Raw genomic sequence first — 21,873 nt, 5'->3', positions numbered from 1 at the left:
GGCAAAGCACGGGCGTTGTATTAAACCACCAGGGTGTGTCCCCAATGGCGGTGTGGCCGCGACCGGGGGCTTTTGGCCGCTGGCCAGGAGAGAGGAGTGAAGTGATCTTGCCGATCATGAGCGACGAACGACACAGCCAGCGGCCAAAAGCCCCCGGTCGCGGCCACACCGCCATTGGGGACACACCCTAGAATGGAACGGACAGGCACCTCGGATTATCCAGGGCAGATAGCAGCGGGTTCGATCGGCGTGCCGCAATCGAAGGCCGGTGCGTGGCTGCATCGCTTCGCCAATCCGGGCAGGTTCCAGCGGCTGATCCAGCCGATCCTGCCGTGGCTTGCCGCCGCCGCCTTCGTCGTCACCGTCACCGGCCTGGTCTGGGGATTTGCCTTCGCGCCGGCCGACTGGCAGCAGGGTATCGCCTCGCGCATCATGTATGTGCATGTGCCGGCGGCCTGGGTCGCGATGAACGGCTATGCGGCGCTGGCCATCTGCTCGCTGCTCTCGATCGTCTGGCGTCATCCGCTGGCGGACATCGCCGCCAAGGAAATCGGCCCCGTCGGTGCGGGATTCACCCTTCTGTGCCTGATTTCGGGCTCGCTCTGGGGCAGGCCGGAATGGGGCACCTACTGGGTGTGGGATGCGCGGCTGACCTCGGTGCTGATTCTGCTTTTCCTCTATCTCGGGCACATGGCGCTGATCCGCGCCTTCGACAACCCGCAGCACGGCTATCGGGCGGCGGCGATCCTGGGGCTGGTGGGGGCGATCAACCTGCCGATCATCGTGTTCAGCGTGTATTGGTGGAACACGCTGCATCAGGGCAACACGATCTCGATCACCGGGCCGTCGAAGATCTACGTGACCATGCTCTACCCGCTGCTAGTCAGCGCCATCGGCTTCTATCTGGCCTTCCTCGCGATGGTGCTGGCGCGGATTTCGAGCGCGATCATGGAAAACCGGGCGCGCTCCCTGCTGCTCGCCCGCGCCGAACGGGGCGGCGCATGATCAGGGACGCGATGCCCTTCGTCGCCGGCAGCTACGGCGCGGCGCTGCTGGTTCTCGGCTTTCTCGCCCTCTCGGCCCTGCTGCGCTATCGCGGCGCGCGCCGGCGTCTGGCGGCGGTCGAGCCGCGCCGGAGCGGAAATCCATGATGAGCCGGAAGAAGCGGCGGTTGTGGATCGTGGTCGCCTGCGGCATCGGGCTGTCGAGCGCCGTCGCGCTGATGCTGGTCGCGTTCCGCTCCAGCCTGTCGTTTTTTCTCTCGCCGCAGCAGGTTCTCGCCAAGCGTCCCGCGCCCGGCATGGTATTCCGCCTCGGCGGGATCGTGCAGGCGGGGACCGTGGTCATGGGCACACGCGACGGCAAGCCCTATACCACTTTCCGCATCACCGACGGTCAGACCGCGATTCCGGTGGTGTTCACCGGCGTTCTGCCGGGGCTGTTCCGCCAGGGTCAGGGCGTGGTGACGATCGGTGCGATGACGCGGGGCGACCGCGAATTCGTCGCGAGCACGGTGCTCGCCAAGCATGGGGCGAGCTACATGCCGCGCGATGTCGAAATGGCGCTGCGCAAGGCCGGCAAATGGAATCCGAAATTCGGGCCGCCGCCGAATGCCGCCGCCTGGGACGATAAATCGCCCCGCGCCATCGAGGCGGACAGCAAGGGATGATTCCGACCCTCGGTCATTTCGCACTGGCACTGGCGCTGGCGATCGCCGCGGCGCAGGCGGTGATCGGGCTGTTCGGGCCGATGTTGCGCGACCGGATTCTGCTCCGCGCCGCGCCTGCCCTGGCGATCGCTCAGTTTCTGATGCTCGGCGCGGCCTTCGCCGCCCTCGTGTGGGCCGGCGTGGTGTCGGATTTCACGGTGCGCAACGTCGCCGAGTTCTCCAGCAGCACCACGCCGTTGTTTTACCGGATCACCGGAACCTGGGGCAACCACGACGGCTCGATGCTGCTCTGGTGCCTGATCCTCTCGCTCTGCGGCGCGACCGTCGGCGTGTTCGGCACCAATATTCCGTCCAGCCTGCGCTCGCGCGTGCTGGGTGTGCTCGGGCTGGTTTCGGGCGGGTTCCTGCTGTTCACGCTGACCGTGTCCGATCCGTTCCGGCGCATCTGGCCGCCGCCGCTGCATGGCGCCGGGGTCAACCCGATCCTGCAGGATCCTGGTTTGGCGGTGCACCCGCCGATCCTCTACACCGGCTATGTCGGCTTCTCGATCGCCTTCGCCTTCGCGGTCGCCGCGCTGATCGAAGGAAGGGTCGATGCCGCCTGGGGGCGCTGGGTGCGGCCCTGGACCTTGGTATCCTGGGTGTTTCTGACCGCCGGCATCTGTTTCGGCTCGCTCTGGTCCTATTACACGCTGGGCTGGGGCGGATTCTGGTTCTGGGACCCGGTGGAGAACGTCGCTTTGCTGCCCTGGCTGACCGGCACGGCGCTGATCCATTCGGCGATCGTGGTGGAAAAGCGCGAGGCGCTGAAAACCTGGAGCGTCCTGCTCGCGATCGCGACGTTTTCGCTCAGCCTGTGCGGCACCTTCCTGGTGCGCTCGGGCCTGCTCAATTCGGTTCATGCCTTTGCCGCCTCGCCCAATCAGGGGCTGTTCATCCTGGTTCTGCTGGCGCTGACCATCGGCGGCTCGCTGCTGCTGTTCGCGTTCCGTGCGCCCGGCCTTGCCGCGACCGGGGTGTTCGCGCCGGTCTCGCGCGAAGGCGCGCTGATCCTGAACAATATATTCCTGTGCGTCATCGCGGCGGTGGTGTTCACCGGCACGATGTATCCGCCTTTCGTCGATCTGCTGTTCGGGCTGCAATTGTCGGTCGGCGCGCCGTTCTACGACCAGGCGGTGCTGCCGCTGACAGCGCCCTTGATCCTGGCGATGGCGGTGGGGCCGATGCTGCCCTGGAAGCGCGGCGCGATCGGGCCGGCCCTGGCGAAAATATGGTATGGCGCGGTCTTGGCCCTGATCGTTTTCGCGTTCGTCCTGTTCAGGGGCCATGCGATCGCGGCACTCGGGCTCGCGGGTGCCGCCTGGGTGATCGTCGGCGCGCTGGTCGATCTCGCGGAGCGGGTGCGGCTGTTCCGGGTGCCGCCCGGCCAGTCCTTCGCCCGGCTGTTCACCCTCCCGCGCGCGCAGGTCGGCGCCGCGCTCGGCCATCTCGGCTTCGGTGTCACGGTGCTCGGAATCGCGGGAATGACGCTCCGGGTGCATACCGTCACGGTGCTGCATCCGGGCCAGTCGGTCGATCTCGGCGGCTATCGCTGGACGCTGGACAGGATCAGCCCGGCACAGGGGCCGAATTATCAGGCACGGCGGGCGACGATCACCGTCACCCGCCATGGCAGGCTGGTGATGACGATGCGGCCGGAACGGCGGTTCTTCACCGCGCAGAAGGTCAAGACGGTGGCTGCCGCGATCCGCACCAACGGCGTGCGCAACATGTTCGCGACTTTCGCCGGCGAGGATAATTCCGGCGGCGGCGAGTTCCGCTTCAACGTGCATCCCTTCGCGCCGGAGATCTGGCTCGGCGGGCTGATCATGGCGCTGGGTGGGGCGATTTCGCTGAGCGACCGGCGATTCCGCGTCGGCGCGCCGGTGCGGAGCAAGCTGCGCAAGCCGGCCGGTTCGGCGACGGTCTGAGCGATCCGATGGATACGCCACGCGTTTCGCGCCGATTGATGCTCGGCATTCCGCTCGCCGCAGTGGCCGCGGGCGGGATCGGGTTCTACGCATTGCTGGAGCGGATGCGCAGCGGCGCCTACAACCCGCAGGAATTCAACAACCCGCTGGTCGGTCACGAAGTGCCGGATTTCACCCTGCCGGGGGTCGATGGCAACCAGGGCTTCGACCGGGCGGCGCTGATCGCACGGAAGCGGCCGGTTCTGGTCAATTTCTTCGCCTCCTGGTGCATCCCCTGCGTGGGCGAGGCGCCCTATCTGCGCGCGATCGCGAAATCCGGGCTGGATATCTGGGGCATCGCCTATCAGGACAAGCCCGGACCGCTCGCGCTGTATCTAGCCAAATACGGCAATCCGTATCGGCGGATCGCCAGCGATCTGAGCGGACGGGTCGCGATCAACTGGGGGGTCTACGGTGTGCCGGAGAGCTTCCTGATCGCCCCCGGCGGCATGGTGCGCTGGCATATCGCCGGGCCGCTGGTGCCCGAGATCATCGAAAGTCAGCTCAAGCCCGCTTTGCGCCGGCTGTCGTGACCTGATCCGATGAAACGCGTCCTGATCCTGTGCTTCCTCGGCCTCGCGGTCACCTTCGCCATCGCGGCGGCCGATACGCCGGTGACGATCCTGCGCGACGGGGTGACGCTGACGATCGCGCAGGAAAAACGCGCCGAGCATATCGGCAACAAATTGCGCTGCCTGGTGTGCCAGAACGAGACGGTGGAGAACTCGCAGGCCGGCCTTGCCAAGCAGTTCCGGGGGATCATTCGCCGGCGGGTGGTGCGTGGCGAGACCAATACGCAGATCGTCGATTTCATGGTGCATCGCTATGGAATTTTCGTGTTGCTCAAGCCGCCGCTGATCCCGCTGACCTGGCTGCTGTGGTTCTCGCCGGTGATCGCGTTGCTGGCGGGACTCATGGTGGTGCTGATCGCGCGCCGCCGCCGCGCGCCGCCGTCGCTGCCGGGGCTGAGTGAAGCGGAACGCGACCGGCTGAAGGACATTCTCTCTTGATCTGGTTCTGGATGGCGGTTCTCGCCTTGGTCGCGGTGGCGCCGATCGTGGTGGTGTGGGTGCGGCGCGGACAGATCCGCTACCGGCGGGACACCGCGCTCGCGCTGCATCGCTCGCAGCTCGACGAGATCGCGCGGGAACGCGACGAGGGGCGGCTGCCGGACTCGGAATATCAAGGCGCGCGGCTGGAAGTGGAGCGCCGGCTGCTGGCGGCGGATGCGCTGCCCGAGCCAGAGGCGAATCGCAGCGCGCGCGGCCTGCTGATCGCCGTGGTGGCGCTGATCCCCGTCGGTGCACTCGCCCTGTTCCTGCCGGGCAGCCTGCCGATGGTGCCGTCCGAGCCGCACGCGGCCGTGGTGCGCGCGGAATCGGCGGCGCGCAAGCAGGACGACGCGCTGATCGCCAGGCTGGAACGGAAACTTGCCGAAATCCCGCCGAACACCGCACGGGCGCGCCAGGGTTACCTGCTTCTCGGTCAGGTGCTGGTGACGCAGCACAAACTTGCCGCCGCCGCCAAGGCCTGGACCATCGCGCTCGATCAGAAATTCGACCCGACCCTCGCCGCCGAAACCGCCGAGGCGGAGACCGAAGCGGCCGGCCATGTGACGCCCAACGCGGCGCATCTGTTCCATCGGGCGCTGGATCGCGCGCCGGCAAACGCGCCGTGGCGCAAGCTCGCGGAACAGCGACTGCGCGAGGCGGCGGTGACGCTGCCGGCGAAACCCTTGCCGAAACCAGCGCCGGACGCCACATCCAGCCCATGACCGAGACAGACAAAACCGATGCTCCCGTTGCAAAAACCGATTCGGAGGAGCAAAAAACCTGGCCGAAAGAGATCGGCGGCCCGAAAGGCCCCGAGCCGACGCGCTACGGCGACTGGGAACGCAACGGCCGCTGTTCGGATTTTTGATTTCCTGCTTCAGCCGGAGAGACTATGCCGATGAGCCTGTTGCCCGTGGCGCTGACGCTGATCGGCGGCCCCACCGTATTGATCGAGATCGGGGATGTCCGGCTTCTCACCGATCCTACGTTCGATGAGCCGGGACGCTACACATTACCACATGTCACGCTGGAAAAACTGGCGGGGCCGGGCCTCGCGGCGGCGGAACTCGGCCGGATCGACGCGGTTCTGCTCAGCCACGACCAGCATGCCGACAATCTCGACAATGCCGGCCGCGCCTTGCTCGGCGCGGTTCCCGCCGTGTTCACCACGCTTGCCGGCGCCGGGCGGCTCGGCGGTGTGGCGCAAGGGCTCGCGCCGTGGCAAACCGTCGAGCTCGCCGGTACGAACGGCCGGCCGATCCACATCACGGCAACCCCGGCGCGGCATGGTCCCGCCGGAATCGAGCCGCTTTCCGGCGATGTCACCGGATTCCTGATCGGTTTCGATCAGCCGGGCGATGCGATCTACGTCACCGGCGATACCGTCTGGTACGACGGCGTTGCCGAGGTCGCGCGCCGCTACCGGCCGCGCCTCGTCATCCTGTTCGCCGGTTCCGCCAAGACGCGCGGCTCGTTTCATCTGACCATGGACAGCAACGACGCGATCGAGACCGCCCATGCCTTCCCGAATGCACGGATCGTCGCCGTTCATACCGATGGCTGGGCGCATTTCACCGAAAGCCGGGAGGAACTCGAACGTGCCTTCGCGGCACTCGGCCTCGCGGAGCGGCTGGTGCCCCTGAAAACCGGCTCGGCGATCGGGTTGCAATTGTGAAACGACCGGCGGGTAGTGCCCCCGTTTGATATTTCGGACCTGGTGGCAATTTGTTCGTACTGCGTCCAGCGCCTTCGATCATCTCGCGGGGGCAGCTTCAGCTCTGAAGCTAGCCGAAACAATGAGATGCGCAAAGCGGCGCGTCGGCCGGGTGATCGCGTAACCGTGATATTGCCCGAAATTTGAATTTTCAGACAGTCCATATTGCCGCAAACGTCAATAAATGGTTCTATTAGAGATAATACCCGCCATGACGGGAAAATTGGGAGGAATACGATGTCCGAGTTCGATTACGTCATCGTGGGTGCGGGTTCGGCGGGTGCGGTGCTCGCGAACCGGCTATCGGCCGATCCGGGCGACCGGGTCTGCCTGCTCGAAGCGGGCAAGGCCGACAAATCGCTGATGATCGACACGCCGCTCGGCATCGTCGGGCTGCTCGGGACGAAGACCTATAACTGGTATTTCAACACCGAGAAGCAGGCGCAACTCAACGGCCGCAGGCTCTATTGGCCGCGCGGTAAGACGCTGGGTGGATCGTCGTCGATCAACGCGATGATCTATATGCGCGGCGCGCCGGCGGATTACGATGGGTGGGAAGCGCAGGGCAATCCGGGCTGGGGATGGTCGAGCCTGTTGCCGATCTTCAAGGCGCTTGAGCGCAACGAGCGGGGCGCCGATGAGTATCACGGCGCCGATGGCGAACTGAACGTCGCCGATCTGCGCAATCCGAACGGGCTGGGGCCGGTGTTCATCCAGGCCGCGATCGAGGCCGGCCTGCCGCGCAACCCCGATTTCAACGGCGCGCGGCAGGAAGGTGCCGGCGCCTACCAGGTGACGCAGAAGGACGGCAAGCGATTTTCATCCGCGCGCGCCTATCTGGATGCGATCAAGGCGCGGCCGAACCTCACCATCAGGACCGAGGCGCGGGCGCTGCGCGTGCTGATGGACGGCAACCGGGCGATCGGCGTCGAGATCAAAACGCCGCAGGGCACCGAGCGGGTGATGGCGCGGCGCGAGGTGGTCCTGGCCGGCGGCGCGATCAACTCGCCGCATCTGCTGCTGCTCTCGGGGATCGGGCCGCGCGCGGAGATCGCCCGCGCCGGCATCCAGCTCTGCCATGAGTTACCGGGGGTGGGGCGGAACCTGCAGGATCATCTGGATTACGCCATCCTGGTGCGTGACCGGACCAAGCAGGCGGTGGGAGTCGGGCCGGGGATGCTGCCGCGCCTGGTGCGCGCCTTCTTCGAGTTTCGCGGCAAGGGCTCGGGCATGTTCGCCTCCAACGCCGCCGAGGCGGGCGGTTTCGCGAAACTGACGCCGGAGAGCGAGGTCCCGGAAATCCAGTTTCATTTTCTGCCCACCATGTTGCGCGACCATGGCCGCAAGCCGACTCTGGGCTACGGCATGACCCTGCATGTCTGCCAGTTGCGGCCGAAAAGCCGGGGATATATCGGGCTGAAATCCGCCGATCCGCTGGCCGATCCGCTGATCGACCCGAATTATCTGTCGCACGATGACGATGTCGCCGAACTGCTCGGGGGCGTGAAGCTGGGGCGGCGGATCATGGCGGCACCGTCAATGGCGGGGATTTCCGGCGGCGAGGTGGAACCGGGCCCGCGCAATGTCAGCGATGCTGCGGTCATCGCCTCGATCCGCGCCCAGGCCGAGACGATCTACCACCCGGTCGGCACCTGCAAGATGGGCAGCGACCCGATGGCCGTGGTCGATGACCGGCTGCGGGTGCATGGCGTGGCGGGGCTGCGGGTGGCGGATGCCTCGATCATGCCGACCGTCATCAGCGGCAACACCAACGCGCCGGCCATGGTGATCGGCGAAAAAGCGGCGCGGATGATCCTGGCCGATCGCAACGCGCCCGCGCAAGTTGCTGCGGAATAACGGGGCTTAGGCCGCCGTGCCGCCGACGGTCAGGCCGGAGATTTTGATCGTCGGCTGACCGACGCCGACCGGCACGCCCTGGCCGTTCTTGCCGCAGGTGCCGATGCCGGGGTCGAGTTCGAGATCGGCGCCGATCATCTCCACTTTGGTCAGCGCGTCCGGCCCGTTGCCGATCAGCGTGGCCCCCTTCACCGGCGCGCCGATCCTGCCGTCTTCGATCAGGTAGGCTTCCGAGGCCGAGAACACGAATTTGCCCGAGGTGATATCGACCTGGCCGCCGCCGAAATTGGCGGCGTAGAGCCCGCGCTTGATCGAGCGGATCATGTCGTCGCGCGAGGCGTCGCCGGCGAGCATGATGGTGTTGGTCATGCGCGGCATCGGCAGATGGGCGTAGGATTGGCGGCGGCCGTTGCCGGTGGCGCGCATGCTCATCAGCCGGGCGTTCTGGCGGTCCTGGATGTAGCCGGTGAGAATGCCGTCCTCGATCAGCACGGTGCGGTTGGTGGGCGTGCCTTCGTCATCGACGGTGAGCGAACCGCGCCGGTCGGGGATGGTGCCGTCGTCGATGACGGTGACGCCTTTGGAGCCCACCCGCTTGCCCAGCAGCCCGGCGAAGGCGGAGGTTTTCTTGCGGTTGAAGTCGCCTTCCAGCCCATGGCCGATCGCCTCGTGCAGCAGAATGCCGGGCCAGCCGGCGCCGAGCACCACCGGCATCTCGCCGGCGGGCGCGGCAATGCTTTCAAGGTTGAGCGCGGCGTTGCGGATCGCCTTGTCGACCGCAGCGCGCCAGAACTCCGGCGCGGTGACGCTGGAATAGGTCTCGCGGCCGCCGGCGCCGTGACCACCGGATTCGCGCCGCCCGTTCTGCTCCATCACCACCGAGACATGCAGCACCACCAGCGGCCGGATATCGGCGGCGCGCACCCCGTCGGCGCGGAGAATTTCCACCACCTGCCACTCGCCGGCGAGGCTCGCCATCACCTGAACCACGCGGGAATCGGCACCCCGCGCATAGGCGTCGATCTCACCGAGCAGGGCGGCGCGGGCGGCGAACGGCATTTCGGCGAGCGGGTTCAGTGCCGTGTAGAGCGGCCGGGACGCCGTTGCCGGCCCGACCGAGACCAGCCCGGTTTCGCCCGGCCGGGCATCCTGCAATGTCGCGACCGCGCGGGCCAGTGCCGCATCCGAGATTTCGCCGGCATGGGCGTAGATCGCCGCCTCGCCGGTTACCGAGCGCAGGCCGAAGCCGCGCCGGCTGTCGAAGCTGGCATTGCGGATGCGGCCATCATCCAGGCTGACGATTTCGGATTCGCGGTATTCGAGGAACAATTCGCCGTCATCGGCCGGGTCGAGCACCGGGGCGATGGCGCGGCGCGCTTCCAGCACATCCAGCCCCTCGTTGTGGTGGAACAGCCGGTCGGCGGTGGCGAGTGCTTCGGACATTATTCAGCGGCCTTCATGGCGAGGGTTTCGGCGCGGATGGCGGTGGCACCGCGCAGCGCGTGGCGGCAGGCGACGCAGGCGGCGAGCAGCAGAACGGCGTTGAGTTCGTGGAGATAGCCGATCGAACCCATGCCGGAGAGCAGCGCTGTCATGCCCAGTATATATTGCAGCGAGACCAGCCCCGCCAGGAGCAGGAACAGATCGCGCGCTTTGGGGCCGAGCGATGCGCGCAGGCCCATGACCGCCGCGACCACCACGACCAGGGTGGTGATGGTCGCAGCGATCCGGTGATCGAACTGCACCGTGGATTTATTGGCAAGAAAATTCAGCCAGAGCGGATGCAGTTTCAGTGCGTGCGGCGGCAGGGCATGGCCGTCCATCAACGGAAAGGTGTTGAACACCTTGTTCGCATGGGTCGCCGCGACCAGCGCGCCGAGCCCGATCGTCGCGATGATCAGCACGATCGAGGCGGTCAGCAGGGCGCGCAGCACCGTGTGCCCGGCGATCGGCGCCGGTTCGGGGTTGCGGATGGTCAGCGCGGTCCATAGCATCGCGGTGAAAATCAGCATCGCCACGATAAGGTGGGGCGCCAGAAACAGCGGTGAGGGGTGCAGGACGCCACCATAGCGCCCCTGATAGGTCATCAGCCAGCCCATCACCGCTTCGCCGGCCCCGGCGGCGAACAGCAACCCGAGCCACAGCGCGAGCCGGCTGGAGATTCTGCTCCGCCACCAGAAAACCGCGAGCGGAACGATGAACACCAGCGCCATCAGCCGTCCCCAGTCGCGGTCGAGCAGCATCGGCCAGGCGAGGGATTTGAACTGGGCGAGGGTCATGGTGGGATGCAGCGCCTGGAATTGCGGCGTTGCCTGATAGAGCGCGAACAGGCGTTCCCAGGCGCGATGGGTCAGCGGCGGCACGAAACCCATCACCGGCTGCCAGAGCTGGACCGAAAATCCGGCGCCGATGGTGCGCACATGACCGCCGCCGACGACCATGCCGAAAATCATGACGCAGATCAGCAGCAGCCAGTTGCCGACAAGGCGGTCGGGCCTGGCGTTCATGCTGAGCGGCGTCCCCGCAGCTCGAAATACGCCCATACCGCGGCCGCCAGCAGCAGAACGGCGTTCATCTGATGCACGATGCCGATATCCAGGATCTTCGAAACCAGCGTGGTCACGCCCAGAATATACTGCACGATCAGAAGGCCGCCCATCACCAGGAACGCATCGCGGGCGCGCGGCGGCAGATCGGCGCGGATCGCCGCGACCACGGCGGCGATGACCACCAGCGCCGCCACGGTGCCGAGCAGCCGGTGATCCCACTGCGCCGCAGCCTTGTTCAGGACCCAGTTGCGCCAGAACGGGTGGAGCGTTGCGTAACCGGGCGGAATCCAGCGCCCCTGCATCAGCGGGAACGTGTTGTCGATGGTGTAGGCGTGGGTGCCGGAGAGGAACGTGCCGGCGACGATCGCGATGCAGATCGCCACGATCGAGGCGATCGCGAAGCCGCGCGCCGTGCGGTATTTCGCGGCTTCGGCAGGCGGCAGGCGTTCGGACTCGGGCCTGAGCACGACGAGGCCGGAGCAGAAAACGGCGATCGCCAGCGCGGTCGCGAAGCAGTAATGGATCGACAGGCGCCAGACCGAAACCTCGGTCATGCCGGGGTGAAAGCCCGAGGCGACCATCCACCAGCCGATCAGCCCCTGAATGCCGCCGAGGACGAACAGGAGCAGAAGCCACGGGCGCAGGCGGCGTTCCAGCCTTCCGGTCCACCAGAACCAGACGAGCGGGATTCCAAAATCGAGGCCGAGCAGGCGGCCCCATAGGCGATGAATCCATTCCGGCCAGAAAATCGCCTTGAACCCGGCGAGGTCCATGTGGCTGTTGAGCAGTTGGTATTGCGGGATAGTCTTGTAGAGAGCGAACATGCGCTCCCACGCCGCATGGGTCAGCGGCGGGATGATGCCGGAAACCGGCTGCCACGCCATGATCGACAGCCCGGCATTGTCGTTCTGCACATAGGCGCCGATCCCGAACATCTCGACGATCAGGGCGAAACTGACGAACAGCCACGCGGCCACCAGCCGGCGGTTTTCCGGCGATGCGGCGCGCGCGGCCCGGCTCTGGTTCATGGCGATACCGGCGGCGGTCTGCGACGCCATCGAGTGGTCCTTCGGTGGTGAAACGGGCTGCCCCGGATTTGCACCCGATCGGCGGATTGTAAACCCGGATCGTGTCGATGGCGTTGGATCGGTGCGACGGTTGCCCGGCGGCGCGGTCACTGAACTGGACCCTGCAGTGAGGACCAGCCCCGGGTGGAATTAAGGTGGAAGCCGCGCCGCCTCCTGGTCCGGCCAAATGGAGCTTTCGATATTATCAGGATGCGGGATGGAGATCGCGATTTGATCAAGCAGCGGCCGCATTGATTTGGATCGCGATTGGGAGGCCGTGCAGCCGGCCGAGCGGCGCGGCGGCGGTTTCGATGTCGGTAGCGTGTTTGGCGAGCGATGATGCGAACGGCGTGATTGTGATATTCAAGCGTTTGCCGCGCGGTTTCGCTTCCCAGGTGCCGGCGGCGCGGCCATCGATCAGAATGGTCGCCGCGACCCAGCCGGCTTTTCGATAGATCAGTGTCTGGTGCGGCTCATCGACCAGATGGGATTTGACGGAACAGCCCAGCACATAGGGATCGAACGCCGGGAGCAGACTCACCCGGCTTGCTGGCGCGATGGTCGCGAGGTCGTCGAGGTCTTCTCGTCGGGCGATCGTCGGCCGGTCATAGACCGTGATGTCGATCAGGTCGTCGGCGAGATCGTGGCCGGCCTGTTTGGCTTCGCCGGACGGGATGCCGGCCCAGCGCGCGAAACCCTGGATGGTGGCGGGGCCGTAGGCGCGGAGATAGCGGTCGAGCAGGCATCGGCGCGCTTCCGGGCCGGGCGGGCGTTTTGGCAATGGGCTGGCTTTGAACCATGTGTCGGTTCGGACGAAGCTGATGTCGCGGTCTTTGGTTGGTCCGAAGCAGATCGCGCCCTCCAGCGCGGCCTGTTTGACGATGCCGCCCCAGCCGTGGTCGATCCAGGCGCGTGCTTGATCGCCGACCAGCGCGACCACCCGATCCGCGAGGTCTTTCCGGGTGAGCGGGCCGGTTTCGAGCGCCTTGCACACCGCATCGCTGGCGCGGGTGATCTGATCCGGTGTCAGCCCATAGGTGCCGAGCCAGCGATGCAGTTCGCGGAGTCCGGCCGGGCCGATCGCGGCGCTGTAGAGCGGCAGATCGGCGGACGGGATGATATGCACCGTTCCGCGCATCAGCCAGGTTCGGGCCAGGGTTCCGCTGGTTTCCAGCGCTTTGGTGAGGGTGCCGGATTGGAGGTTTGTGGTTCTGACCGACGCGGCTTGTTCGGCGGCTGAGGGGATTTGCGCCTGGAGGCCGCAGATGTCCCCGATCATTGCGGGGAGTTGGTCGGCGGAAACGGGGTCAATCAGATGATGCCGCCGCAGGCGAAACGCGACGGCCTGTTTTATAGTGACCGCCTCAGCCACGACCCAACAGCGGCATGGTCAACGGCAAAATCGTTGCATCCAACAAATTGATGCCGGGCGGGAGGGTCGCCATCAGCACGGCGGCGCGGGCGACCTGATCGGCGGGCATGAGCCCTTCCTCGCGCCGTGTCGCCTCCTGATCCGGCCAGATGGAACTTTCGGTGTTGCCGGGATGCAGGATGGAGACCGCGATGCCGTGCATCCGGCCATCGAGGGCCAGCGCTCGGGTCATGCCCTCGAGGGCGAATTTCGAGGTGGTGTAGGGCACCGAATTGCGGCGCGGCACGCGGGCCGAGACCGAGCCGATATTGATGATCCGGCCCGATTTCTGCGCCTTCATGATGCGGAAGGCGCGTTGGGCGCAGCGAAACGCGGCGGTGACGTTGACCGCGATGACCGCCTCGAAATCCGCCATCGGCAGGTCTTCGGTGCGGGTGTGGGTGGCGCGGCCGGCATTGTTGACCAGAATGTCCAATCGTCCGCCGAAGCGGGCTTCGGCGGCGGCAAACAACCGTTCGACATCGGGTTCGCGGGTGATGTCCGCGGTGAAAATCGAGACGGTTTCGCTGCCGATCGCGCGCGCGGCTTCGGCGAGTTTCGCCTCGTCGCGCCCGCAGATGATGACCGAAGCGCCCTCGGCGGCGAGCCCAGCGGCGATCGCGCGGCCGATGCCGCTGGCGCCGCCGGTGACGATCGCCGTCTTGCCGGCGAGGGCGCTGCTCACGAAGCCCCTGTCACGAAGCCTGGGTGACGAACTTGGTGGCGAGGTATGAGTCGATCGCCTCCGCGCCGCCTTCCCAGCCATAGCCGCTATCCTTCATCCCACCGAACGGGGTTTCGGGCAGAGCGAGGCCGTGATGGTTGATCGAGACCATGCCGCTCTCGATCCGGTGGCCCAGAGCGGTGACGGTTTTGGTCGAGCGTGTATAGGCATAGGCCGCGAGGCCGAAATCGAGCCGGTTGGCCTCGGCGATCGCATCGTCGAAGGAGGCGAAACGGTTGACCAGCGCGAGCGGGCCGAACGGCTCCTCGTTCATCGCGCGGGCGGTGACCGGCACGTCGGTCATCACCGTGGGCTGGAAGAAATACCCTTTGTTGCCGATCCGCTCGCCGCCGGCGGCGACTTTGGCACCGTGCTGCCTGGCGTCGGCGATGAAGCCCTCGATGGCGGGGATGCGGCGCTCGTTGGCGAGTGGGCCCATGGTGGTGCCGGCTTCGAGCCCGTCGCCGACCTTGATTTTGGCGACAGCACCGAGGAAGCGCTCCATGAACCCGTCATAGACGCTGTCCTGGACCAGGAACCGCGTGGGCGCGACGCAGACCTGCCCGGCGTTGCGGAACTTGTTGGCGGCGAGGATTTTCGCGGCGGCGTCGAGATCGGCGTCCTCGAACACGATGGCGGGGGCGTGGCCGCCAAGCTCCATGGTGGCGCGCTTCATGTGCTTGCCGGCCAGTGAGGCGAGGTGCTTGCCCACCACGGTCGAGCCGGTGAAGGAGATTTTGCGGACCGAATGATGCGGGATGAGATATTCCGAAATCTCGGCCGGCACGCCGTAGACGAGGTTGAGCACGCCGGCGGGCAGCCCGGCATCGGCGAAGGCGCGCACCAGTTCGGCGCAGGAGCCGGGGGTTTCCTCGGGGCCTTTCAGAATCACCGCGCAGCCGGCGGCGATGGCGGCGGAAACCTTGCGTACCGCCTGATTGAGCGGGAAGTTCCACGGCGTGAAGGCGGCGACGATGCCGACCGGCTCCTTGACGACGAGCTGATAGACGCCGTCGGCACGGGCCGGAATGACCCGGCCATAGGTGCGCGGGGCCTCCTCGGCGAACCAGTCGATCACGTCGGCGGCGAGCAGGGTTTCGCCCTTCGCCTCGGGGAGCGGTTTGCCCTGTTCCATGGTCATGGTGCGGGCGATGGTGTCGGCACGCTCGCGGATCAGATTGGCGGCCTTGCGCATGATTTTCGCGCGGGCCTGCGGGCTGGTCTTGCGCCAAGCGACGAAGCCGGTCTCGGCGGCGGCAATCGCGGCGTCGAGATCGGCGCGCTCGGCATGGGCGGCGGTGCCGATTTTTTCCTCGGTTGCCGGGTTGAGGACATCGAGCGTGCGGCCCGATTTCGCGCCGGTCCATTCGCCGCCGATATGCAGCATCACATCCTGGTACATTTTTGATCCTGTCCGTAAGGTCTTGTCGTTCAGACCGTCTTTAGCACGCCGCGCAGGAGCGCAAACATCTGGTCAAGCTCGTCCTCGGTGGTGATGAACAGCGGCGCGAACACCACCGTATCGCCGGCGACGCGGATCACCAAGCCCTGCTCGAAGCAGCGGCGCAGCACGGCGAAGCCGCGCTTGCCGGCCGACCCGTCGACCGCGAGGTCGACGGCGCCCAGCAATCCGTAGCCGCGCGTGTCGGTGACGATCGGGATATCGGCGAGCGAGGCGATGCGTTCAAGGAATTTCGGGGTGAGCGCGGCGGCGCGGGCGAACAGGTCCTCGTCGCGGTAGAGCTTCAGCGTGGCGAGGGCCGCGGCGCAGGCGACCGGATGGGCGGAATAGGTGTAGCCGTGGAAAAATTCGACGGCGTCGGGCCCGGCGGCGTCGAGGATGGCCTGCTGGATGTCCTCGCGCACCGCGATCGCCGCCATCGGGATATTGCCGTTGGTGATCGCCTTGGCCATGGTCAGGATGTCGGGGGTGACACCGAACGCATCGGCGGCGAAGGCGTGGCCCGTTCTGCCAAAACCGCAGATCACCTCGTCGAAGATCAGCAGGATGCCGTGTTTGTCGCAGATCGCGCGGAGCCGTTCGAGATAGCCCTTCGGCGGGACCAGAACGCCGGTCGACCCCGCGATCGGCTCGACGATGCAGGCGGCGATGGTGTCGGCGCCATGCAGATCGACCAGGCGCTGCAGATCGTCGGCGAGGTCGATGCCGCCGTGTTCGCCCTGGCCCATCACGTTGCGGTTTTCCGGGATGTGGGTGTGGCGCATATGGGCGACGCCGGGCAGGCCGAGGCCGAAGGCGTCGCGATTCTTCACCATGCCGCCCACCGACCAGCCGGCGAAATTGACCCCGTGATAGCCGCGCGCCCGGCCGATCAGGCGCTGGCGCTGACCCTGGCCGCGCACCCGATGGTACTGGATCGCGATTTTCAGCGCGGTTTCCACCGCTTCGGAGCCGGAGCCGGCGAAGAACACGCGGTTGAGCCCCTCGGGCAGCATCTGTGCGAGTTCATGGGCGAGGCGAAACGATCCCGGCACGCCGAACTGGAAGGCGGGCGCGTAGTCGAGCTCCTCGAGCTGGCGGGTGACCGCCTCGCGGATTTCGCGGCGGCCATGCCCGGCGGGTGTGGTGTAGAGGCCGGAGACGCCGTCGAGCAGTTGTTCGCCCAGGGTGTTCCAGTAATGGACGCCCTCGGCGCGGGCGATGATGCGCGGCGCCTCCTGGAACTGCTTGTTGGCGGTGAACGGCATCCAGTGATGGATCAGCGGCTCGTTGGAGCGTGATGCGGCCTGGCTCATGATCGGACCCTCCTTGGTTTGAGCAAGCTTAATATTTTAAGCGTATTTTTGGCAAGGCCTGTTTTTTAAGGGCAATTCAACGCAGACTGTCGATTATTCTTATCACTTGGCGCCCGATCTTGTTCGACGGCTGGACCGCGCGCATAGCTCGTCATGTGTCGATCCGGCTATCAGACTGGACCGAATCGTTCAGTATTTGTCACTATTCTTGCGTTCACCAAGGAAGGTTGTTGGCACGATGCCCAGGCAATTCATCCCGGACCCTGCCGCAGATCTTCTCTCGTCCGTCGAGGGACAGCGTTTCGCTACGATTCTGGCCGATCCGCCATGGCAATTCGCCAATCGCACCGGGAAGGTCGCACCCGAGCATCGCCGATTGGCGCGCTACGGGACCATGTCGCTCGACGACATCTGCGCCCTTCCAGTCGCCGAGGTAACGGCTTCGACCGCGCATCTCTATCTCTGGGTGCCGAACGCGCTGCTGCCCGAGGGGTTTAGGGTGATGAGCGCGTGGGGGTTTCAGTACAAGTCTAACATCGTCTGGCACAAAATCCGCAAGGATGGCGGTAGCGACGGGCGGGGTGTGGGGTTCTATTTCCGCAACGTAACCGAGATGGTGCTGTTCGGGACGCGCGGCAAGAATGCGCGCACGCTCGCCGCGGGGCGACGGCAGGTGAACTATCTCGCGACGCGCAAACGCGAACATTCGCGCAAACCCGATGAGATTTACGATATCATCGAGGCGTGCAGCCCGGCCCCGCGCCTCGAACTGTTCGCGCGCGGCGTGCGCCCGAACTGGACTGCGTGGGGCAGCCAAGCGGATGAGGGTTATGCGCCGAGCTGGGAGACCTATGCGCATAATTCGGCGAGCGATCGGCAGTCGGTCTTGCCGTTGGGCGCAGATTAGCATCGGGTCAGCATTGATATGTTCGATCGTTTGAAAGCGCGCGGGTTCGAGATCCATTTCCTGTCCCACGCGGAAGCGATCATGAGCGTGGATTTTCCCAAGGCCGCCCAGGAACTGGAATCGGCTTTGGTCAATGCTTCGATCCCGATAGAGGAGATTATCGCCGGTGGCGGGGGCGAAGCAAAGGGAACCCAACGGCTGCGCAAGGCGCTGGCTGAAAAAGGCTGGGTCAAAACGACTTTCGTGGTCGAAAAGATCATCAACGGCGTTCAGCGGGAAAGCCAGTCCCACGAGGTCGATCACGTCCGGGCATTCGAGTCTGGTGCGCGGATCGCTCTCGAAATCGAGTGGAACAACAAAGATCCATTCTATGATCGTGACCTTGAGAACTTCAAACGGCTGCACGCCGATGGGGCGATTTCGATCGGGGTCATCGTCACGCGCGGGCGGGCGTTGCATGCGGCCATGCATGGTTTTGTAAGACGTTTTCTGGATCGGCACGGAATTGACGATTTCCCCGCATTGGAATCGTTCGATTACGTTCCTACGCCGAAACAGCGCCGCGATATTCAGAGCCGGGTTGGTCGGGCCAACAACCCCATTCCGTTTCGCGCCGCGTTCACGGACAAATTCGTGTCTGACAAATTCGGCGAGGCGACGACGCACTGGAAGAAACTGGAAGATCGAGTTCACCGAGGTGTGGGCAATCCGTGCCCGCTGCTGCTGATCGGTTTGCCACCTTCGATCGTGACGTTCGGTTGAGCGGGGTTTGTGGCCGCGCGGTCTTGGCGGGGGCGGTGTCGCGCCTTAGAAGCATATTATAAATCGGGGACAAGGAGCGACGGCATGAAACTGTTTCGGCATGGTGCGGCGGGGGCCGAGCGTCCGGGTGTGGTCGATGCCAAGGGCGGCTTGCGCGATCTTTCGGCGCATCTCGCGGGGTTCGATGCGGCGGCGTTGTCGGCCGAGGGGTTGGCGCGGATCGCGGCGATCGATCCCGCCGCGCTGCCGATGGTGCCGGACGGGGCGCGGATCGGCGCGCCGGTGCCGCGCCCGGTCAATTTCATCTGCATCGGGCTGAACTATGCGGATCACGCGGCGGAGAGCAATTTGCCGATTCCCGAGGAGCCGATCATTTTTCTCAAGGCGGGCAGCGCCTATTCCGGCCCGTTCGACGACGTGGTGATTCCGCGCGGCTCGAAAGAGACCGACTGGGAGGTGGAACTGGGCGTGGTGATCGGCACGGCGGCGCATTGCGTGACCGAAGCCGACGCGCTCGACCATGTGGCCGGGTATTGCGTGGTGAACGACGTGAGCGAGCGGGAGTACCAGATCAAGCGCGGCGGCACCTGGGACAAGGGCAAGGGCTGCCCGAGTTTCGGCCCGGTGGGGCCGTATCTGGTCACAAGCGACGAGGTGCCCGATCCGCAGAGCCTTGACCTCTGGTGCGAGGTGGACGGCAGGCGGATGCAGGACGGCAATACGCGCACGATGATTTTCGGGGTGCGGACCCTGGTTTCGTATGTCAGCCAGTTCATCGCGCTGCTGCCGGGCGATATCATCGCCACCGGCACGCCTCCGGGCGTGGGCATGGGGATCAAGCCGAACCCGGTGTTTCTGCGGCCCGGCCAGACCATGCGGCTCGGCATTGCCGGGCTCGGCGAGCAGGCGCAGAAGACGATCGGCGGGTGATCACGGGTCGTTGCGGCGGCGGCCTACCCGTTGCGGGCGGCGCACCTCTCGACTAAAGGCGGGTCATGCGCCGTATCCTGATTCCCGCCCTGCTGCTTCCGCTCGCCCTTGCCGGCTGCGCCTTGTTCGGCCGCAAGACCCTCTCGCCCTATGCCAACGCGCCGTCGCTGGTCGATGTCGCGGCGCTGAGCAAATTCAACGGGCAGTTGCCGCTGGTGACGATCCCGCAAGGGGCGCAGAATTGGGCGCCTTCGGTGAAATACGCGGTGGCCGAGGCGCTGAAAATCAACAAGGACGCGAAATTTCGCGTCTATGTGACCGGGCCGGCGGCGGCGATCCCCTCCGTGTCCGAACAGCAGATGGCGAAGCTCGCCCCCGAGGCGGCCGCGGTAGCCGATGCGATCGCCGCCGATGGGGTGCTGCCGGGGAATGTCTCGCTCGGCGCCTCGACCAAGCTGCCGCACGTGCCGACACCCAAGGCGCCGGAAATCGTGGTGTTCGCGAAGTAATCATGAGTCTTTCAGGCTTCGTGTTGCCGTGGCTGCGGCGGCTGGAGCCGGAGACCGCGCACCGCATCGCGATTGCCGGGTTGCGCTTCGGAGTTGCCGGCGGGTGGGACATCGCGCCCGATCCGCGCCTGGCCGTGTCCGCGTTCGGGCGGACCCTGAAAAACCCGATCGGGCTTGCCGCCGGGTTCGACAAGGATGCGGCGGCACTCGCCGGCCTGTCCCGGCTGGGATTCGGGTTCATCGAGGCGGGAACCGCAACACCGCGCGCGCAACCGGGCAATTCCAGGCCGCGGCTGTTCCGGCTTGCCGAGGACGAGGCGCTGATCAACCGCATGGGGTTCAACAATCGCGGGATCGAGGCGTTTTCGCGCAATCTCGCGCGGGCGGCCAATCTTGCCTATCAGGATCGGGCGCGGGTGGCGATCGGTGCGAATCTCGGGATCAACAAGGACGGCGCCGATCCGCTGGTTAATTATCCGGCGCTGGTGCGCGCGGTCGCACCCCATGCCGATTATATCGCGATCAACGTGTCCTCGCCGAATACGCCTGGGCTGCGGGATTTGCAGGCGGCGGACCGGCTGGCGGCGATTCTCGATGCGATCGCGCGCGGCGCCGGAGCGCATCCGCCGCTATTCGTGAAACTGGCGCCCGATCTCGACGAGGCGGCGTTGCCCGAGCTGGTCGCCATGGCGATCGGACGGGGGATTGCCGGGCTGATCGTCAGCAACACCACGCTGGCGCGGCCGGAGAGCCTGCGCGGGGCGGCGCGCGGCGAGGCGGGCGGCTTGTCCGGCGCGCCGCTGTTCGCGCGTTCGACCCGGATGCTCGCACGGGTGCGGCTGCTGGCGGGCGACCGGCTGACGCTGATCGGGGTGGGTGGCGTGGCGACGCCGGAGCAGGCTTTCGCCAAGTTCCGCGCCGGGGCGAGCCTGGTGCAGGTTTACACGAGTTTCGTCTATCAGGGGCCGGCGGTGATCGGGCGGATCGTCACCGGGCTGGGCCGTCTGCTCGATCAATATGGCTGCGCTTCACTGGCCGAGACGATCGGGCGGGATGCCGACCGGCTGTCGGAGCTGGAGCTAGGGCACACCGGATGAGCATCGCCGATATCGCCGCGCGGTATGACGGGTTCATCGTCGATCTCTGGGGCGTGGTGCATGACGGGGTGCGGCCCTATCCGGGCGTGCTCGACTGCCTCGCCCGGCTGCGGGATGCCGGCAAGCGCGTGGCGTTCCTGTCGAACGCGCCGCGCCGGGCCGGCGCGGTGGCGGATGCGCTGGCGGCGATGGGCATCGCGCGCGGCTTCTATGACGGGGTGATGACCAGCGGCGAGGCGGTGCGCGCGGCGCTGATCGCCCGCACCGATCCCGATTTCGCGGGGCTGGGGACGCGGCTGTATCATCTGGGGCCGGAGCGGGACCGCAATCTGTTCGACGACCTGGGATTGGTCGAGGTCGCGCGGCCCGCCGAGGCGGATTTCCTGCTCAATACCGGGCCGGACGACCTGGCGCCGCAAGACGACCCGACGGCGTTCGACGATGTGCTGGCCGAATCGCTGGCGGCGGGGCTGCCGATGGTCTGCGCCAATCCCGATCTCGAAGTGATTCGCGACGGGCGGCGGATCGTCTGCGCCGGCGCACTGGCGGAACGCTACGCCGCGCAAGGCGGGCGGGTGATTCTGCGCGGCAAGCCCGATCCGGCGATCTATCCGCCGACACTGGCACTGCTCGGTACCGATCGCGCGCGGAGCGTCGCGGTCGGCGATTCGCTGCGCACCGATCTCGCCGGCGCCAAGGCGGCGGGCATCGACGGGGTGTTCGTGCTGTCGGGCATTCATACCCTGACCATGGCGCAGGCTTCGGCGGCGGCGGCGGATGAGGGGCTGGCGCCGGTCGCGATCCTGCCGGGTTTCGCCTGGTAGGGGTTTCGTGATAGCGCCCCATCGTGATAGCGGGG

Annotated in this window: 23 protein-coding genes; 16 read left to right on the top strand and 7 right to left on the bottom strand. The window is 66.2% G+C overall.

Annotated elements, in window-relative coordinates; translation table 11 throughout:
• Positions 1 to 192: 192 nt before the first annotated feature.
• The 10 genes from L2A60_RS02115 to L2A60_RS02070 all read left to right on the top strand — a co-directional run bounded on the left by L2A60_RS02115 (position 193) and on the right by L2A60_RS02070 (position 8,301).
• The gene (locus L2A60_RS02115) at positions 193 to 1,005 is read left to right on the top strand and encodes a heme ABC transporter permease (RefSeq protein ID WP_235702715.1); all 813 of its coding nucleotides are present in this window, start codon (positions 193 to 195) and stop codon (positions 1,003 to 1,005) included.
• Positions 1,002 to 1,151 carry a heme exporter protein CcmD gene (gene ccmD, locus L2A60_RS02110; protein ID WP_235702714.1) on the top strand — a complete coding sequence of 50 codons (150 nt, stop codon included), beginning with the start codon at positions 1,002 to 1,004 and terminating at the stop codon, positions 1,149 to 1,151. The genes L2A60_RS02115 and ccmD overlap by 4 nt, the downstream gene beginning before the upstream one ends.
• A complete protein-coding gene (ccmE, locus tag L2A60_RS02105) occupies positions 1,148 to 1,669 on the top strand; it encodes a cytochrome c maturation protein CcmE (protein WP_235702713.1) in 522 nt (173 codons plus the stop codon). Before ccmD ends, ccmE begins: the two co-directional genes overlap by 4 nt.
• The gene (locus L2A60_RS02100; RefSeq protein WP_235702712.1) at positions 1,666 to 3,639 is read left to right on the top strand and encodes a heme lyase CcmF/NrfE family subunit; all 1,974 of its coding nucleotides are present in this window, start codon (positions 1,666 to 1,668) and stop codon (positions 3,637 to 3,639) included. Before ccmE ends, L2A60_RS02100 begins: the two co-directional genes overlap by 4 nt.
• A gap of 8 nt (positions 3,640 to 3,647) precedes the next feature.
• Positions 3,648 to 4,211 carry a DsbE family thiol:disulfide interchange protein gene (locus L2A60_RS02095; protein WP_235702711.1) on the top strand — a complete coding sequence of 188 codons (564 nt, stop codon included), beginning with the start codon at positions 3,648 to 3,650 and terminating at the stop codon, positions 4,209 to 4,211.
• A gap of 9 nt (positions 4,212 to 4,220) precedes the next feature.
• Positions 4,221 to 4,688, top strand: coding sequence for a cytochrome c-type biogenesis protein (locus L2A60_RS02090; protein ID WP_235702710.1), 468 nt, complete (start codon positions 4,221 to 4,223; stop codon positions 4,686 to 4,688).
• Positions 4,685 to 5,452: a c-type cytochrome biogenesis protein CcmI gene (ccmI, locus tag L2A60_RS02085; protein ID WP_235702709.1), complete on the top strand. Its 768-nt coding sequence runs from the start codon at positions 4,685 to 4,687 to the stop codon at positions 5,450 to 5,452. Before L2A60_RS02090 ends, ccmI begins: the two co-directional genes overlap by 4 nt.
• Entirely contained in the window at positions 5,449 to 5,598 is a 150-nt protein-coding gene (locus L2A60_RS02080; RefSeq protein ID WP_235702708.1) for a DUF1674 domain-containing protein, read from the top strand. The genes ccmI and L2A60_RS02080 overlap by 4 nt, the downstream gene beginning before the upstream one ends.
• A gap of 30 nt (positions 5,599 to 5,628) precedes the next feature.
• Positions 5,629 to 6,405, top strand: a complete 777-nt coding sequence (locus tag L2A60_RS02075; protein ID WP_235702707.1) for an MBL fold metallo-hydrolase — start codon at positions 5,629 to 5,631, stop codon at positions 6,403 to 6,405.
• Between the two features lie 276 nt (positions 6,406 to 6,681).
• Complete coding sequence (locus L2A60_RS02070; protein WP_235702706.1) at positions 6,682 to 8,301, top strand: GMC family oxidoreductase; 1,620 nt, start codon at positions 6,682 to 6,684, stop codon at positions 8,299 to 8,301.
• Between the two features lie 6 nt (positions 8,302 to 8,307).
• Here the strand turns inward: L2A60_RS02070 and tldD are convergent, their stop codons facing one another.
• The 7 genes from tldD to L2A60_RS02035 form a co-directional block, all read right to left on the bottom strand.
• Entirely contained in the window at positions 8,308 to 9,744 is a 1,437-nt protein-coding gene (tldD, locus tag L2A60_RS02065) for a metalloprotease TldD (RefSeq protein WP_235702705.1), read from the bottom strand.
• Entirely contained in the window at positions 9,744 to 10,808 is a 1,065-nt protein-coding gene (locus L2A60_RS02060; protein ID WP_235702704.1) for a COX15/CtaA family protein, read from the bottom strand. The genes tldD and L2A60_RS02060 overlap by 1 nt, the downstream gene beginning before the upstream one ends.
• Positions 10,805 to 11,908 (bottom strand): COX15/CtaA family protein, encoded by a 1,104-nt coding sequence (locus L2A60_RS02055; RefSeq protein WP_235702703.1) that lies wholly within the window; start codon positions 11,906 to 11,908, stop codon positions 10,805 to 10,807. Before L2A60_RS02055 ends, L2A60_RS02060 begins: the two co-directional genes overlap by 4 nt.
• 244 nt (positions 11,909 to 12,152) lie before the next feature.
• Entirely contained in the window at positions 12,153 to 13,196 is a 1,044-nt protein-coding gene (locus L2A60_RS02050; protein WP_235702702.1) for a winged helix DNA-binding domain-containing protein, read from the bottom strand.
• A gap of 85 nt (positions 13,197 to 13,281) precedes the next feature.
• Positions 13,282 to 14,013, bottom strand: a complete 732-nt coding sequence (locus L2A60_RS02045) for an SDR family oxidoreductase (RefSeq protein WP_235702701.1) — start codon at positions 14,011 to 14,013, stop codon at positions 13,282 to 13,284.
• Between the two features lie 10 nt (positions 14,014 to 14,023).
• Complete coding sequence (locus L2A60_RS02040) at positions 14,024 to 15,454, bottom strand: NAD-dependent succinate-semialdehyde dehydrogenase (protein WP_235702700.1); 1,431 nt, start codon at positions 15,452 to 15,454, stop codon at positions 14,024 to 14,026.
• Between the two features lie 29 nt (positions 15,455 to 15,483).
• The gene (locus tag L2A60_RS02035; protein WP_235702699.1) at positions 15,484 to 16,809 is read right to left on the bottom strand and encodes an aspartate aminotransferase family protein; all 1,326 of its coding nucleotides are present in this window, start codon (positions 16,807 to 16,809) and stop codon (positions 15,484 to 15,486) included.
• Positions 16,810 to 17,047: 238 nt separating this feature from the next.
• Between L2A60_RS02035 and L2A60_RS02030 the strand changes: the two genes are divergently transcribed.
• The 6 genes from L2A60_RS02030 (at position 17,048) to L2A60_RS02005 (ending at position 21,838) form a co-directional block, all read left to right on the top strand.
• The gene (locus L2A60_RS02030) at positions 17,048 to 17,716 is read left to right on the top strand and encodes an MT-A70 family methyltransferase (protein ID WP_235702698.1); all 669 of its coding nucleotides are present in this window, start codon (positions 17,048 to 17,050) and stop codon (positions 17,714 to 17,716) included.
• Between the two features lie 18 nt (positions 17,717 to 17,734).
• Complete coding sequence (locus L2A60_RS02025) at positions 17,735 to 18,478, top strand: BglII/BstYI family type II restriction endonuclease (RefSeq protein WP_235702697.1); 744 nt, start codon at positions 17,735 to 17,737, stop codon at positions 18,476 to 18,478.
• Between the two features lie 84 nt (positions 18,479 to 18,562).
• Complete coding sequence (locus tag L2A60_RS02020) at positions 18,563 to 19,408, top strand: fumarylacetoacetate hydrolase family protein (protein ID WP_235702696.1); 846 nt, start codon at positions 18,563 to 18,565, stop codon at positions 19,406 to 19,408.
• A 65-nt stretch (positions 19,409 to 19,473) separates the two neighbouring features.
• Positions 19,474 to 19,917, top strand: a complete 444-nt coding sequence (locus tag L2A60_RS02015; RefSeq protein ID WP_235702695.1) for a hypothetical protein — start codon at positions 19,474 to 19,476, stop codon at positions 19,915 to 19,917.
• Positions 19,918 to 19,919: 2 nt separating this feature from the next.
• Positions 19,920 to 21,014 (top strand): quinone-dependent dihydroorotate dehydrogenase, encoded by a 1,095-nt coding sequence (locus L2A60_RS02010; protein WP_235702694.1) that lies wholly within the window; start codon positions 19,920 to 19,922, stop codon positions 21,012 to 21,014.
• A complete protein-coding gene (locus tag L2A60_RS02005) occupies positions 21,011 to 21,838 on the top strand; it encodes a TIGR01459 family HAD-type hydrolase (protein ID WP_235702693.1) in 828 nt (275 codons plus the stop codon). The genes L2A60_RS02010 and L2A60_RS02005 overlap by 4 nt, the downstream gene beginning before the upstream one ends.
• The last annotated feature ends 35 nt before the right edge of the window (positions 21,839 to 21,873 follow it).

This window comes from Acidiphilium iwatense, from assembly GCF_021556475.1.
GTDB classification, from domain to species: domain Bacteria; phylum Pseudomonadota; class Alphaproteobacteria; order Acetobacterales; family Acetobacteraceae; genus Acidiphilium; species Acidiphilium iwatense.
This window is presented reverse-complemented; position numbering and strand designations above follow the sequence as displayed.

Excerpts from the sequence above, each read along its gene's own strand:
- L2A60_RS02020 (WP_235702696.1), top strand. The coding sequence starts at position 18,563 with ATGAAACTGTTTCGGCATGGTGCGGCGGGGGCCGAGCGTCCGGGTGTG.
- tldD (WP_235702705.1), bottom strand. The coding sequence starts at position 9,744 with ATGTCCGAAGCACTCGCCACCGCCGACCGGCTGTTCCACCACAACGAG.
- L2A60_RS02010 (WP_235702694.1), top strand. The coding sequence starts at position 19,920 with ATGAGTCTTTCAGGCTTCGTGTTGCCGTGGCTGCGGCGGCTGGAGCCG.
- L2A60_RS02055 (WP_235702703.1), bottom strand. The coding sequence starts at position 11,908 with ATGGCGTCGCAGACCGCCGCCGGTATCGCCATGAACCAGAGCCGGGCC.
- ccmD (WP_235702714.1), top strand. The coding sequence starts at position 1,002 with ATGATCAGGGACGCGATGCCCTTCGTCGCCGGCAGCTACGGCGCGGCG.
- L2A60_RS02005 (WP_235702693.1), top strand. The coding sequence starts at position 21,011 with ATGAGCATCGCCGATATCGCCGCGCGGTATGACGGGTTCATCGTCGAT.
- L2A60_RS02095 (WP_235702711.1), top strand. The coding sequence starts at position 3,648 with ATGGATACGCCACGCGTTTCGCGCCGATTGATGCTCGGCATTCCGCTC.
- L2A60_RS02100 (WP_235702712.1), top strand. The coding sequence starts at position 1,666 with ATGATTCCGACCCTCGGTCATTTCGCACTGGCACTGGCGCTGGCGATC.
- L2A60_RS02015 (WP_235702695.1), top strand. The coding sequence starts at position 19,474 with ATGCGCCGTATCCTGATTCCCGCCCTGCTGCTTCCGCTCGCCCTTGCC.
- ccmE (WP_235702713.1), top strand. The coding sequence starts at position 1,148 with ATGATGAGCCGGAAGAAGCGGCGGTTGTGGATCGTGGTCGCCTGCGGC.
- L2A60_RS02070 (WP_235702706.1), top strand. The coding sequence starts at position 6,682 with ATGTCCGAGTTCGATTACGTCATCGTGGGTGCGGGTTCGGCGGGTGCG.
- L2A60_RS02025 (WP_235702697.1), top strand. The coding sequence starts at position 17,735 with ATGTTCGATCGTTTGAAAGCGCGCGGGTTCGAGATCCATTTCCTGTCC.
- L2A60_RS02040 (WP_235702700.1), bottom strand. The coding sequence starts at position 15,454 with ATGTACCAGGATGTGATGCTGCATATCGGCGGCGAATGGACCGGCGCG.
- L2A60_RS02030 (WP_235702698.1), top strand. The coding sequence starts at position 17,048 with ATGCCCAGGCAATTCATCCCGGACCCTGCCGCAGATCTTCTCTCGTCC.
- L2A60_RS02035 (WP_235702699.1), bottom strand. The coding sequence starts at position 16,809 with ATGAGCCAGGCCGCATCACGCTCCAACGAGCCGCTGATCCATCACTGG.
- L2A60_RS02090 (WP_235702710.1), top strand. The coding sequence starts at position 4,221 with ATGAAACGCGTCCTGATCCTGTGCTTCCTCGGCCTCGCGGTCACCTTC.
- L2A60_RS02115 (WP_235702715.1), top strand. The coding sequence starts at position 193 with ATGGAACGGACAGGCACCTCGGATTATCCAGGGCAGATAGCAGCGGGT.
- L2A60_RS02080 (WP_235702708.1), top strand. The coding sequence starts at position 5,449 with ATGACCGAGACAGACAAAACCGATGCTCCCGTTGCAAAAACCGATTCG.
- L2A60_RS02050 (WP_235702702.1), bottom strand. The coding sequence starts at position 13,196 with ATGATCGGGGACATCTGCGGCCTCCAGGCGCAAATCCCCTCAGCCGCC.
- L2A60_RS02075 (WP_235702707.1), top strand. The coding sequence starts at position 5,629 with ATGAGCCTGTTGCCCGTGGCGCTGACGCTGATCGGCGGCCCCACCGTA.
- L2A60_RS02060 (WP_235702704.1), bottom strand. The coding sequence starts at position 10,808 with ATGAACGCCAGGCCCGACCGCCTTGTCGGCAACTGGCTGCTGCTGATC.